Raw genomic sequence first — 13648 nt, 5'->3', positions numbered from 1 at the left:
TTACGCTTGTTCGCACAACTGTTAAGGAAGATTACATGCGCGTTATTATGTCGGCGGCGGCGATTGCCCTTGCCCTGAGCAACCCTGCGACCGCGATGGTCAAATGTGGCGGGTCGTTTTCATCTTTCGTGAAGGCAATGAAAAAGGAAGCTGTTTCGAAGGGGCATTCCAAGGGCACGGTCGATGCGTTTTTCGCCAGCGTAAAGCAGGATGGCGCCACGCTAAAGGCCGATCGCGGGCAAGGAATTTTTCAAAAGTCATTCATCGAGTTTTCGCGCCAGCTGATCAGTCAAAACCGTATGAATACGGGCAAATCAAAGCTGTCAAAATACGCAAAAACCTTTGCCAGGATGGAGCGTGACTACGGTGTGAGCCGTGGTGTTCTGACCGCGTTCTGGGCATTTGAAACTGATTACGGCGCGTTTCAGGGGAATTTCAACACGCTGAATTCTTTGATGACCTTGTCCCATGATTGTCGCCGACCGGAGCTGTTTCAGCCTCAGGTTTTTTCCGCACTTGAACTGTTTGAGCGCGGGGATTTCAACCCGAAAACCTCAACCGGGGCATGGGCAGGTGAGATCGGCATGGTGCAAATGCTGCCCGGCGATATCATCGAAGCGGGCGTCGATGGCGACGGGAATGGTACGGTTGACTTGCGAAAATCACCAGCTGATGCCCTGTTGTCCGGCGCCAATATGTTGCGTCAATTGGGGTGGCGTGCAGACCAACCTTGGGTGCAAGAGGTCTCGGTCCCTGGTGATTTGGACTGGTCAAAAACCGGTTTGGGTACGCGGATGAAGGCGGCGCAATGGGAGAAGTTGGGGGTGAAGCCACGCTGGGGCAAACTTGCGCAAAACTTGCCAGCGTCGATCATCTTACCACAAGGGCGCAAAGGCCCAGCCTTTATTGCCTACCCAAATTTCAAAGTATATTTCGAATGGAATCAAAGCTTTACCTATGTAATGACCGCGGCCTATTTCGCAACGCGACTTGAGGGTGCGCCGGTTTACAAAGCGGGCAAACCAGACCCTGCATTGTCTGGAAAACAGATGAAACTGTTGCAAAAAAAGCTTGCCGCTCGCGGACATGATGTTGGAAAAATCGACGGAATTCTGGGGGCCAAAACCCGCGAGGCCGTGCAAAAAGAACAGGTGCGATTGGGTCTGCCTGCCGACGCTTGGCCGACCGCAGGATTGGTTTCAAAACTATGAGCGCGGCGTGTGAAAAAGCCAGCGCAAAAGAGCTCGCGCGTGTCGTGCCCCATATTTTGGAGGCGCCCAAAGATCATGCGGTGATTACGTCGCTCTGTCTAAGGCCGGGCTATGGTAAACGCGAGTTTGTCGACGAGATTACGCTGACCGTCGCACAGGGAATACCGGGCGAGCGTTGGGCCACGGCGCCTTGGTTAAAGCTTGAGGACGGATCACCGGATCCGCGTATTCAAGTGTCGATCCTATCCTCGCGCGTGGTGGATGCGGTTTGGACTGACCCCTCGGTCATGGTGCATCCCGGCGACCCGATCGTTGCCGATATCGACACGTCTTTCGCGAACCTTCCTGCGGGCACGCGCCTGCGGGCGGGGACCGCGGTGTTGGAAGTGTCGGATGCGGTGAATGATGGCTGTGTGAAGTGGAAAACGCGCTATGGTCCCGATGCTAAGGCGTGGTTGACCCTGCCTGAAAATATGCCGCATCGGTTGCGCGGTGTGCTGTGCCGGGTGGTGCAAGACGGGGTATTGAGACGCACAGATCGTCTGACCAAATTGTAAACGACAGCTTCACATTCGTTAAAGCCCCTCAAGAAAAGCTCCCCGACGAAACCTTGTATCGTCGGGGAGCTTTATTTGTTTGGGCGGGTTTTGTCCGGAGGTTTATTCCCACTCGATGTGATCTTCGAATTTCCCCATCAGATCGATCCAAATCTCGAACATCTCAGAGAAATCTTCGGACGAAACACCATCGGCCCCGGTGTAAATGTCATACTCCACGCGCGCGTTGCCTTCGTCGGTCAAATAGGCGCGGCCAAAGCGGCGGTCAGTATTCCAAGAATTGATTTTTGCGATCGCGACCTCGCCTTCGGTGCCATAGCCTGAGAAAAACTGTACAGCATCACAGGATTTTCCATCGTCGCAGCCATAGAAATACACCGCAAAATTGGTGTCGTAATGTTTCAGTTCAATTTTTGGATCACCAACATTGTCTTCAACCAATTTGGCTGGCGCACCTTCGGAGGTGAAGAAATCCATCAGGCTTTGGGGATTGGCGGCGGTGATGTTGCCAGCAGTGGCGGTGGAGGCCAGAGCGGCCATGGTGGCCAACGCGCTCAGCCCTGTTTTAAATAGCATGATCTTTCTCCCATAATTTGCAAATAGACTAAGGCGCACGGGACAATCTGGCAACGATGAATGCTGGCGTTATGCCACCAACTGTTCGGCCTTTTTCAGGTCAACGCTGACCAATTGACTGACACCTTGTTCGACCATGGTGACCCCGAACAACCGGTCCATGCGGCTCATGGTGACGGCGTGGTGGGTGATGATCAAAAAGCGTGTATCGGTGCGGCGGCACATCTCGTCCAATAGGTCGCAAAAGCGTGTGACGTTGGCGTCATCCAGCGGCGCATCCACCTCGTCCAAAACGCAGATCGGCGCAGGGTTGGCCAAGAACACGGCAAAGATCAATGCCATCGCGGTGAGGGTCTGTTCTCCCCCGGACAAAAGGCTGAGCGTTGAAAGTTTTTTGCCAGGCGGCTGACACATAATTTCAAGCCCGGCATCCAGTGGATCGTCGCTTTCCACCAGCACAAGCTTGGCTTCGCCGCCTCCAAATAAGTGTTTGAAAAGATTTCCAAAACTCTCATTCACTTGCTCGAACGCAGTCAGAAGGCGTTCGCGTCCTTCCTTGTTCAGGCTGGCAATTCCGGTGCGCAACTTCTTGATTGCTTCTTCAAGATCCAGCTTTTCTTGGCGAAGCGTGTCGTGTTCGGTTTGCACCTCTTTCGCATCTTCTTCGGCGCGCAAATTCACGGCCCCCAACGCATCGCGTTGGCGTTTCAACCGGTTCACATCATGTTCGATCTGCTCCGCCGATGGCATTTTTTCGGGGTCAGCATTCAGCGTTTCCAACAGCGCCTGAGGTGTGGTTTCCATGTCCTCTTCGATGCGCGCGGCGGCGTGTGTGACGGTGTCTCGGGCCGCTTGGGTGCGGGCCTCGGCAGCGGCGCGATGCTCCCGCGCTTCACCGGCCAGACGCTCCGCGTCACGTTCGGTATTGGCGGCGGTGCGCTCTTCGGTTTCGGCCAGCGCCAAGGCGTCCGCGGCCCCCTTGCGCCGGTCCTCAGCGTCCGAGATTTGTTCGGTCAATTCCTCACGCTCAACGGCCAGATCCTCTGGTGCGGCCTGCGCTTCTTCCAACTCTTCGCCGGTCAAGTCTTTACGCTCTTCCAACTCAGAAATGCGCCTTTCAGCAGTGTCCAAACGATGCCGCCAGCCAGAGATTTCCTTGGTGATTTCCTGGCTGCGTTTCAGGCGCGCTTCGCCTTCGCGACGCAATTCGTCATGGCCCGATCGTTTGGCCATCATGGTCATGCGTGCGGCTTCTACGGCCATTTTGACCTCTTCCACACCGGCGCGCGCGGCATCAAGATCCCCTAATTCATCTACGGCGGCTTGCGCCTCTTTCAGGCGTGTTCGTGCGCCCAACGCATCCTCTTCGTGGCGGCGCACAGCAAGGCCCATGTTTTCAAGCTTGCCTTCCGCAAGGTTGCGATCAGCCTCGGCGCGAGACAGGGCACGGCCCGCATCCGACATGGCGCGGTCGGCGTCACGGCGGGCGTCACGCGCGCGTTTGTCGGCCTCGGCGGCATCTGCGAGCATGGTTTTCAGGGTCTCATGTGCGGCACGCGCGCCTTCTGCGCGGGCGGACGCTTCTTCGAGATCCTGCTTTAACCTTTGTAAACGGTTGAGCTGTTCCAGACGCAAAGCCGCGGTCGATGGCTGATCCTCTGCGCCCGCTTTGAACCCGTCCCAACGCCACAGATCCCCCTCAAGCGACACCAGACGTTGACCGGGTTTAAGGTCGGCCATCAGGCGGTTTGCCTCTTCTGGTTCACACAGGCCAACCTGACCAATACGGCGCGCCAAAACGGGCGGTACGGTCACGTAATTGGCAAGGGATGTCACGCCCTCGGGCAAGACCTGCGGTTGGGCATAGGCGGGCAGTTCGGACCAGCCAGAGGGCGCATCGGCCCCGACCTCTGGCGCGCGCAGATCATCCGCCAGCGCCGCGCCAAGGGCCTTTTCATACCCGGATTGAACGCGCAGCTGATCAAGCACTTGCGCGCCTTCAGCGGCGTCGCGTTCAACCAGTCGGGCCAGCGCCGTGGCCTCAGCATGCAGGGCATTCATTTCCCCATCAGAGGCTGATCGCGCCGCGCGGGCGTCGGCTTCGCGCGACTGGGCTTCTGTCCGGGCTTCATCTGCGGCGGCAAGGGCTTCGTCCGCTTCTTCGGCCGCTTCCCCGGCGGCCTCTGCGGCGGCTTCGGCCAGTTCAAATTCTTCCGAGGACCGGGTGAGGGCCGCTTGGGCGTCTTCCACGGCGTCGCGCGCGCGGGCGGCTTCCGCTTCGCTTTTCTCAAGTGTTTTTTGGTTGTCTTCCAACAGACGATGCGCGGATTGGTGGCGGGCGGCGAGGCGGGCGACGTCTTCGGTCAGTTGCGCCAGATCCCCTTCGCGTTCCTGCAAGATTGCGGCACTTTCGCGGGCCTGATCATTGGCCTCGTTCAACGTGTCCTCATGGCCGTCAGACGCCTTTGCGATCTGGGCTTGTTCCCATTCCAGCCGTTCGATTGTTTCGCCCGCGTCACGGTTCAGGCCAGCTTCGCGGTCGATGTCTTTGGTCAATTGCTCGATGCGTCCGGCAAGCACTTGGATGCGTTGCAGGGCGGCGGCGACCTGATCCGACAGCTGGTCGCGGGCCACGGTCAGGCGCTGATGAATTGCGGCGGCCACGGCCTCTTCCTCGCGCAGGGCGGGCAGTTTTGCCTCGGCTTCCTCGCGGTCTTTGGTGGCTTTGCGGGCAAGGAGTTCGGCTTGGCCCGCGTGTTTTGTGCGGGTGGTCAGTTCATTTTCTGCGTCCGCCCGCGCGATGTCGGCTTCTTTCCAGCGACGATAGAGCAACAGCCCCTCGGCGCGGCGCAGGTCGTCCCCGATGGTGCGATATCTCTGGGCTTGTCGGGCTTGCCGGGCGAGTTGCCCCAACTGGGTCGCGAGTTGTTCGATCACATCGTCAACGCGGGCCAGATTGGTTTCTGTCCCTTTAAGCTTAAGTTCCGCTTCGTGACGCCGTTGATAAAGGCCTGAAATGCCAGCCGCCTCTTCCAAAATGCGGCGGCGTGCTTTGGGTTTGGCGTTGATCAGTTCGGAAATCTGCCCCTGTCGCACAAGGGCCGGGGAATGTGCCCCGGTGGAGGCATCGGCAAACAGCATCTGCACGTCCCGCGCGCGCACATCCTTGGTGTTGACCTTATAGGCGGACCCTGCATCGCGGGTGATGCGCCGGGTGATATCGAGGTTGTCGCTGTCGTTAAAGCCCGAGGGTGCCAGCCGTTCGGTGTTGTCCAGCGTCAGCGCCACTTCGGCAAAATTACGAGCGGGGCGGGTTGAGGCCCCTGCGAAAATCACATCCTCCATCCCGCCGCCACGCATTGCGGTGGGGCGGTTTTCCCCCATCACCCATCTCAGCGCCTCAAGCAGGTTGGATTTTCCGCAACCGTTTGGGCCAACCACGCCTGTTAACCCGTCCGCGATCACCAGATCGGTCGGGTCCACAAAGCTTTTAAAGCCATTCAAACGGAGTTTTGAAAACCGCAAGCGGTCTGCCTCATTACTGATTCTTGTTGGGTTGAGTTTTTGGATGCGAAGGGGATGTGTCAACACATTGCCAACCTGTCGCCCCGAAATGTGGATAACTTGGGCGGGTTATCCACAAGATATTGGATTTTTCATGATCTTGGTGAAAATAATATGACGCTGAGGTGCCCTTGTTTGTCGCTTTCTTTCTTGACGAAACCGGCCCTGGCGCGGCAAAAGAGGGTTATATGGTTCCCCGTGCAAGGCGCAAAGCGTCTGGGGAGAATAGGGAATGCAGTGCGGGAGACCCAATTCGGGGCCCAACTCTGTAGCCGCCCCCGCGACTGTAAGCGGTGAGTGCCCCGTCGATATACCACTGGCCATGAGGTTGGGAAGGTGACGAGGTACGTTGATCCGCGAGCCAGGAGACCTGCCATTGTCACCTTAAACCCACCCGTCGGGGATGACGGGAAATGAAGGAATGAAAATATGACTGTACATGTTCAACCCCAGAGCCAAGCCGCCGCACAGACCAACCCATTGGCTGCGATCACTGTTGTGTTCCTGGCGGGTGCTGCCCTGCTGTTCGCTGCTGGTTTCGCACAGGCGACCGTTTTGCATGATGCCGCGCATGACACCCGTCACGCGATGGCCTTTCCCTGCCACTAAGCCACATCTGATCTCATGTTGAAAAACTTGGCATCCAGCGCTGTGCTGGCTGGGGTGTTGACGTGTCTGATTGCGTCGGCGCTCCAATTTTCGTTTGTCATTCCCCTCGTGTTGGAAGGCGAACTTTATGAAACGGGTGTGCGTATTCATTTTCCGGTGGATGGGTCGCCACAAAGTGATGCGGGCGCGCCGGCGTTGGGCAATGATTGGGGCCGCCATATGATGACGGTGGGCTTTAACTTTGTCAGCTTCACCGCTTATGGCATGATCTTGGTTGCGGCGATGGCATTTGCGGCGCTGAAGGGCGTTGAGCTGACGCCGCGCAAGGGGCTGTTGTGGGGCATGGCGGGGTTTGTCGTTGTGCAGCTTGCGCCAGCGTTAGGGTTGCCGCCAGAATTGCCGGGCACCATTGGGGCCGAGATTTTGCCGCGACAAATCTGGTGGGCCGGCACGATCCTAGCCTCTGCTGTGGGGCTTGGTCTGATTGCCTTTGGTCAGGGCGCGCTTCTTGCTGTGGTTGGGGCATTGCTCATGTTGCTGCCCCACGCGATTGGCGCACCGCATCTGGACACGTATTTCGGCGTTTCCGCCCCGGAACTCTCCGCCGAATTCGCCACACGGTCTTTGGGCGTGGCGGCGGCGGGCTGGGTTGTGCTGGGGTTCTTTTCTGCGCTGTTTTACACCCGCGCCGAAGAGGTCTAGGCGGGCAACCGACCGATGAGGAGAAACCTCAATTCACCAATTGGGCGGGCGTCGGTGACGATGCCCCCCACACTGGACGCATAAAGATCAAGAAAGGTTAAGACATCCGGCGCAAGATCGCGGGTCACATCGCCAAACAGATAGGCGGCTTTGCCCTCTTCACGGACCGAAACCGTGGCAGGTCGGGTGCAGACATTCATGCACTCGGTGCGGGTCACTTGGACGGTTTCTTCCAAGGTGTTTGCCAGATCGGCCCCGCCTTGGCATGTGACACAAACAGCCACTCTTGGTGCCATGCTCTTTCCTTTCGCGCCGTGCTGCGTCAAAACAATGAAATCTGATTAACGGAGGACATCATGCTTGCCAAGATTCCCGCGACTGTTGTGACTGGTTTTCTGGGGGCCGGTAAAACCACCCTGATCCGCCATATGCTGGACAATGCCAAAGGTAAACGCATTGCGCTGATCATCAATGAATTCGGCGACCTTGGTGTCGACGGCGACATCCTGAAAGGTTGCGGTGATGAGGCATGTTCAGAAGAGGACATCGTTGAGCTGTCGAATGGTTGCATTTGTTGCACCGTGGCCGAGGATTTCATCCCGACGCTGGAAAAGCTGCTCGCGCGCGACACCCCGCCTGACCACATCGTGATTGAAACCTCTGGACTGGCGCTGCCGCAACCGTTGGTGCGCGCGTTTCAGTGGCCTGAAATTTCGACCCGCGTGACCGTGGATGGGGTTGTGACTGTCGTTGATGGCAAGGCGGTGTCCGACGGGCAGTTCGCGTCAAATATTGCCGCCATTGATGCCCAGCGCAAACTGGATGAGAACCTTGATCACGAAACCCCACTGTCAGAGCTGTTCAAGGACCAAGTTGCCTGTGCGGACATGATCGTGGTGAACAAAGCTGACCTGTTGGGGGATGCGGAAACCGATGCTCTGGTATCGAAACTCACAGGCGAGTCGCGCGATGGGGTGCAGGTTGTGCGCACCTCGATGGGCGTGTTGCCGGTTGAGGTTCTGTTGGGCCAGGGCATGGGCGCAGAGGATGATATGCACGCACGCATGTCCGCACATGAAGCCCATCACCACGCTCATGATCACCACGACGATGATCATCACGACGATGACCACCATGATGATCATGATGACGACCATCACCACCATCACGCACATGACCATGATGCCTTTGAAAGCTTTGTGGTGACACGCGGTGAAGTTGCCGACCCAAAGGCGTTCTCTGAACTGGTTTCCGATGTGATCCGTGGCAATAATATCCTGCGTTTAAAAGGGTTTGCAGCCGTTGAAGGCAAGCCAATGCGTCTGACGTTGCAGGCTGTTGGCCCCCGTGTGGACACCTATTTCGACCAACCCTTTGGCGCGCAACCCCGTGAAACGCGACTGGTGGTGATTGGCCAATCGGGGCTGGATCAGGCGGCTATCGCCAAGGCCCTTTCCGCATGACGATCAAGGTCACCTCGGGCGATCCGCATGACCCGCAGGCCACGGCTTTGCTCAAACAAAGCCACGCCCTGATGGAAGAGCTGTTCCCGCCCGAGGATAACTTTTACCTTGATATCGACGACCTTTGCGCGCCCGATATTTCGTTTTTCATAGCGCGCGAAGGGGACGTGATCTGGGGCACCGCGGCCTTGGCGGATCGGGTGGACGCAAGCGGACACTATGGCGAGGTGAAATCCATGTTTGTCTCGCCTGACGCGCGCGGCAAAGGCGTGGCGCAGGCGTTGATGGAACACCTGGAAACCACAGCGCGGGCCAAGGGCTTTACTGCAATGAAGCTGGAAACCGGCAACGCGCTGACTGCCGCCCACCGGCTGTACGCGCGCCACGGGTTCAGCATCTGCGGGCCGTTTGGCGACTACCCCGAGGCGGCCAGCTCGATCTTTATGGAAAAGCAGCTGTGAATTTAACCTTCCTTGGTTTTATTCGCCGCCGCTTTCATGCGTTCAAGCAATTCTGCCTTGGTTTCTTTGCGCTGATACGGGTTCTTTTTCGTGCCGCGCGCATTATGTTCGGCGTGACGGGGGGCGTTTTTGCCCATCTTGGGGGCGCCTTGGGCTTTGTAATCCATGGTCGGATCCTTTCTGGGGCACCTCACATTGGGCGCTTTCATCGGGCTGATGCCTGAGTTTTTGACATCTTACAACCACCCCTCGGGGTGACACCGTAAAAGAACCGTATAAGAAAAGGGCGCAATATGCATCTTTTGGCAGCCACTCCCGGATCCATTGACGACGGCAAAGAACCTGTCGATCTGGGCCAAACCCCCGCCGATCTGGTTGTGATCTCGGCCGCGGATACGGAACTCGCCGCGCTGTCCGGTGCACGCTCTGAAATGGCCGATGCCCCCAGTTTGCGCCTTGGCAGCATGATGCACCTGATCCACCCGATGTCGGTTGATTTGCACATCGACAATTGCGCCGCGAAATCCCGGTTGGTGATTGCCCGCGTGCTGGGCGGTGTCGGTTACTGGAAATACGGAGCCGAGCAATATTCGGCGCGTTTGCGCGAGGCCGGCGTGCCGCTGGTGCTTTTGCCCGGTGATGACAAACCTGATGCCGAACTGCGCGCGCTGTCGACTGTTTCCGACGAAGATTACGACGCTCTTTGGGCTTATTTGGTCGAAGGCGGTCCGGAAAATGCGACCCTGTTTCTGAAGTACGCCAAGACAATGCTGGACGGCGGCGAACGGCCTGAGGCGGCCAAGCCCCTGTTGCGTGCAGGCGTTTACTGGCCGGGATCCGGCGTGTCGGATTTGGCGGCGGCTCAGGCGGCTTGGACTGACGATGCGCCCATCGTGCCGATCGTCTTTTACCGTGCTTTGGTGCAGGGCGCAGGGCTTCATCCGATCAACCGGCTGGTCAAAGCGCTTTTGCGTCAAGGACTTAATCCGTTGCCGGTTTTTGTGGCCTCATTGAAAGATCCGGTGTCGGTCGCGACATTGGAAAGCTTGTTTGGCCAAGCCGCCCCGGATGTGATCCTGAATTGCACGTCCTTTGCGGTCGGATCCCCGCACCAAGGCGAGGCAGATAAAAACACCAACCCGCTCGCGGCGGCCTTCTGTAACGATGCGCCGATCTTTCAGGTGGTGCTGGCGGCCTCCAGCGAGGCCGCGTGGGAAGAGGGGCTTTCCGGTCTTTCCGCCCGTGACATTGCGATGAATGTGGCCTTGCCAGAGGTCGACGGGCGCATCCTGTCGCGTGCGATTTCATTCAAGGGCGAGGCGTTTTTTGACGAGGCCACCGAATGCCCGATCGCCACCTATCAGGCGCGCGGGGATCGGGTGCAATTTGTGGCGGAACTTGCCGCAAGCTGGGCGCGGTTGCGCCGGACCGAGGCTGGCACGCGCAAAGTTGCGCTGATCATGGCGAATTATCCGAACAAAGATGGGCGGCTTGCCAATGGGGTGGGCTTGGACACGCCCGCCGCGGTCGTGCATTCTTTGGGTCTTCTGCACGATCAGGGCTATCGGGTCGAAAATAGTCCAGCAGACAGTGACGCCTTGATGCAAACCGTGATGGCCGGGCCGACCAACTGGCTGGTGGACCGGGCGCAGCGGACGGGTGGGGTGCGTCTGTCGCTGGAGGACTATAAAGCGCAATATGCGGCCCTTCCGTGGGCATTGCGCGAGGCGATTGAAACCCGCTGGGGTGCGCCAGAGGCTGATCCGTTTTATGAGGATGGCTTTGCCTTGTCTGTGTTCGAATACGGCAATGTCGTCGTCGGCGTGCAGCCCGCGCGCGGCTATAACATTGACCCGACCGAGACCTATCACGCGCCCGATCTGGTCCCGCCGCATAACTATTTGGCGTTTTATTTTTGGCTGCGTCATTCGCTGGGGGCGCACGCGATTGTCCATATGGGCAAGCACGGAAACCTTGAATGGTTGCCGGGAAAATCGGTGGCTTTGTCGGCGGAATGCTGGCCCGAGGCGATCCTTGGGCCCATCCCGCATGTTTACCCGTTTATCGTGAATGACCCCGGCGAAGGTACACAGGCCAAACGCCGGGCGCAGGCTGTCATTATCGACCATTTGACTCCGCCACTCACCCGCGCCGAAAGCTATGGTCCGATGCGTGATCTCGAAGCGCTGGTGGATGAATATTACGAAGCCGCAGGGGTGGACCCGCGCCGGATCACTTACCTGAAACGCGAAATCCTGACGCTGACCTCAGCGACCGGATTGGGTGTGGATGCGGGCCTGTCGGGTGAAGATGAAGAAAGCGATCTGGCCAAACTGGATGCCTATTTGTGTGACTTGAAAGAAGCGCAAATTCGGGACGGTTTGCATGTGTTTGGACAGTCACCCGAGGGTCGGCTTGAGCGCGATTTGGTGCAAGCTTTGGTGCGTGTCCCGCGTGGTCAGGCCGAGGGGGGCGATCAATCCCTTGCGCGCGCTTTGGCGGCGGATTTTGGCATGGATTTTGACCCCTTGGATTGTGACATGGCGACCCCTTGGGACGGCCCGCGCCCCGACACTTTGACCGGCGATGCGTGGCGTTCCACCGGCGATACGGTGGAACGCTTGGAAGAGTTCTCTGCCCGTTTGATTGACGGTGACGTCACCGCACCCGGCCCCCACAGTCAGGCCGTGATGGATGAGATTGCGACCCGCGTTTTGCCCGCGGTGAGGTCCTGTGGACCGGCCGAGGGGCAGGGGGTTTTGACCGCTTTGGCGGGGCAGTATGTCGCCCCCGCGCCCTCTGGCGCGCCCACGCGGGGCCGGTTGGACACCTTGCCGACCGGGCGCAACTTTTTCTCGGTCGACAGCCGGGCGGTGCCGACCCCAACGGCATGGGCCTTGGGGTGGAAATCCGCCAATCTTCTGATTGATAAGCACTTGCAAACACACGGGGATTACCCGCGCACGATGCTTGTCACCGCATGGGGCACCGCCAATATGCGCACCGGCGGCGATGATATTGCACAGGCGATGGCGCTGATGGGCGTCAAGCCAAAATGGGACAGCGCCAACCGCCGTGTGACCGGGTTTGAGGTCATTCCCGTGACCGCGCTGGGGCGTCCCCGCGTGGATGTGACCCTGCGCGTTTCGGGCTTTTTCCGCGATGCTTTTCCCCAATTGATTGCACTTTACGACAGTGCTGCGCGCGCTGTTCAGGGCATGGAGGAACCCGCCGACATGAACCCTTCTGCTGCGCGTGTGAAGGCCGGCGAAAGCGCGCATCGGGTCTATGGATCCAAACCCGGTGCTTACGGTGCTGGCCTTCAGGCGATGATTGACGAGCGGCTTTGGGCGGATAAAGCGGACCTTGCGGACGCCTATCTGGAATGGGGCGGCTATGCTTACGGGGCTGCCACTGAAGGCGCGCGGGACCGCGCAGGGTTTGAGCAGCGTTTGGCCCAGACCGAGGCGATTGTGCAAAACCAAGACAACCGCGAACATGATGTGCTCGATAGCGACGATTATTATCAGTTCGAGGGGGGGGCGGCCGCCGCAGTGGCCACGCTTCAGGGTCGCGATCGGCCGATTTATCACAACGATCATTCGCGCCCGGAACGCCCCGTCATTCGCACGCTTGAGGATGAAATTGGTCGGGTGGTGCGTTCGCGCGTGGTGAACCCGAAATGGATCGATGGGGTGAAGCGTCACGGGTACAAAGGCGCATTTGAAATCGCGGCGACGGTGGATTACATGTTCGCTTTTGCCGCCACAACCGGGGCGGTGCGCAGCCATCACTTTGACCTCGTACATGCGGCGTTTCTTGAGGATGACGCCACGCGGGAGTTCATCGAAGAGCACAACGCCCCGGCCCTGCGCGAGATTGCCGAGCGCCTGCAAGAAGCGATGGAGCGCGGCTTGTGGCAACCCAGGTCCAATTCAGCGCGGGCATTGATCGAGGAGCTGCTGTGACGCCCAGGCCTGCAAATAAAGCGGACGCAGGCTGGGTATTGGCGTTGATCCAACGCGTCTTTGCGGAACATGACGGGCGGGTGGATCCCCCCAGTTCGATGCATCAAATGTGCTTGGAGGACGTGGAACAGCAGGCGGAAAATCATGAGGTCTGGGTCATAGGGAAAGAGGCTTGTGTGTTTTTGACCGCACAGGAAAACGGGCTTTACGTTGGCAAATTGGCCGTGGCACCTGAGGCGCGTGGGAAAGGGCGCGCGCGCGCGCTGATCATGCAGGCCGAGAAAAGGGCACGGGCGTTGCACCTGCCACAGCTTGCCTTGCAAACTCGGGTGGAGCTGGTGGAAAATCACACGGCCTTTCAGGCGCTTGGTTTTGTGAAAACCGATGAATCCGCCCACCCTGGATTTGACCGCGCCACCTCTTTTCGGTTCACCAAGGTTTTGGTGTGAGCTGTCGGACATAAAGCGCTTCGACCTTCCCCTGACATACTCTGGCGAATGCACAGGCGTAGTTATCGCCTTTTTCCCCTTTCAAAAA

General features: G+C 58.5%; 12 protein-coding genes and 1 riboswitch. Of the genes, 8 read left to right on the top strand and 4 right to left on the bottom strand.

From position 1 onward, the window contains the following. Positions 1-35 precede the first annotated feature (35 nt). Together KKW20_RS10115 and KKW20_RS10110 are read left to right on the top strand one after the other, a co-directional pair. Entirely contained in the window at positions 36-1211 is a 1176-nt protein-coding gene (locus KKW20_RS10115; protein ID WP_214567760.1) for a lytic murein transglycosylase, read from the top strand. Next, positions 1208-1768 carry an MOSC domain-containing protein gene (locus tag KKW20_RS10110; protein WP_214567759.1) on the top strand — a complete coding sequence of 187 codons (561 nt, stop codon included), beginning with the start codon at positions 1208-1210 and terminating at the stop codon, positions 1766-1768. Before KKW20_RS10115 ends, KKW20_RS10110 begins: the two co-directional genes overlap by 4 nt. A gap of 102 nt (positions 1769-1870) precedes the next feature. Here KKW20_RS10110 and KKW20_RS10105 read toward each other — a convergent pair whose 3' ends face one another. Both KKW20_RS10105 and smc read right to left on the bottom strand, forming a co-directional pair. Further along, positions 1871-2344 carry a YbjN domain-containing protein gene (locus KKW20_RS10105; RefSeq protein ID WP_246534548.1) on the bottom strand — a complete coding sequence of 158 codons (474 nt, stop codon included), beginning with the start codon at positions 2342-2344 and terminating at the stop codon, positions 1871-1873. Positions 2345-2413: 69 nt separating this feature from the next. Beyond that, positions 2414-5869, bottom strand: coding sequence for a chromosome segregation protein SMC (smc, locus tag KKW20_RS10100; protein WP_214567758.1), 3456 nt, complete (start codon positions 5867-5869; stop codon positions 2414-2416). Positions 5870-6080: 211 nt separating this feature from the next. After that, positions 6081-6300, top strand: a riboswitch (cobalamin riboswitch). 37 nt (positions 6301-6337) lie between these two features. Between smc and KKW20_RS10095 the strand changes: the two genes are divergently transcribed. Next, positions 6338-6517 (top strand): CbtB domain-containing protein, encoded by a 180-nt coding sequence (locus KKW20_RS10095; RefSeq protein ID WP_214567757.1) that lies wholly within the window; start codon positions 6338-6340, stop codon positions 6515-6517. Between the two features lie 15 nt (positions 6518-6532). Continuing rightward, the gene (locus KKW20_RS10090; RefSeq protein WP_214567756.1) at positions 6533-7219 is read left to right on the top strand and encodes a CbtA family protein; all 687 of its coding nucleotides are present in this window, start codon (positions 6533-6535) and stop codon (positions 7217-7219) included. Here KKW20_RS10090 and KKW20_RS10085 read toward each other — a convergent pair. Next, entirely contained in the window at positions 7216-7515 is a 300-nt protein-coding gene (locus tag KKW20_RS10085) for a DUF1636 family protein (protein ID WP_214567755.1), read from the bottom strand. The two genes, KKW20_RS10090 and KKW20_RS10085, sit on opposite strands and share 4 nt — an antisense overlap. A gap of 60 nt (positions 7516-7575) precedes the next feature. On the opposite strand from KKW20_RS10085, the gene cobW reads away from it, so the two are divergent. Further along, complete coding sequence (gene cobW, locus KKW20_RS10080; RefSeq protein WP_214567754.1) at positions 7576-8682, top strand: cobalamin biosynthesis protein CobW; 1107 nt, start codon at positions 7576-7578, stop codon at positions 8680-8682. Continuing rightward, the gene (locus KKW20_RS10075; protein WP_214567753.1) at positions 8679-9143 is read left to right on the top strand and encodes a GNAT family N-acetyltransferase; all 465 of its coding nucleotides are present in this window, start codon (positions 8679-8681) and stop codon (positions 9141-9143) included. The genes cobW and KKW20_RS10075 overlap by 4 nt, the downstream gene beginning before the upstream one ends. Positions 9144-9145: 2 nt before the next feature. Here KKW20_RS10075 and KKW20_RS10070 read toward each other — a convergent pair whose 3' ends face one another. After that, the gene (locus tag KKW20_RS10070) at positions 9146-9310 is read right to left on the bottom strand and encodes a hypothetical protein (RefSeq protein WP_214567752.1); all 165 of its coding nucleotides are present in this window, start codon (positions 9308-9310) and stop codon (positions 9146-9148) included. A 126-nt stretch (positions 9311-9436) separates the two neighbouring features. On the opposite strand from KKW20_RS10070, the gene cobN reads away from it, so the two are divergent. After that, a complete protein-coding gene (gene cobN / locus KKW20_RS10065; protein WP_214567751.1) occupies positions 9437-13111 on the top strand; it encodes a cobaltochelatase subunit CobN in 3675 nt (1224 codons plus the stop codon). Further along, positions 13108-13560 carry a GNAT family N-acetyltransferase gene (locus tag KKW20_RS10060; RefSeq protein ID WP_214567750.1) on the top strand — a complete coding sequence of 151 codons (453 nt, stop codon included), beginning with the start codon at positions 13108-13110 and terminating at the stop codon, positions 13558-13560. The genes cobN and KKW20_RS10060 overlap by 4 nt, the downstream gene beginning before the upstream one ends. Positions 13561-13648 lie beyond the last annotated feature (88 nt).

Source organism: Aliiroseovarius lamellibrachiae (assembly GCF_018599245.1).
GTDB lineage: Bacteria > Pseudomonadota > Alphaproteobacteria > Rhodobacterales > Rhodobacteraceae > Aliiroseovarius > Aliiroseovarius lamellibrachiae.
Note: the sequence above shows the minus strand (reverse complement) of the source record. Positions and strands in the feature narration are given on the sequence as shown.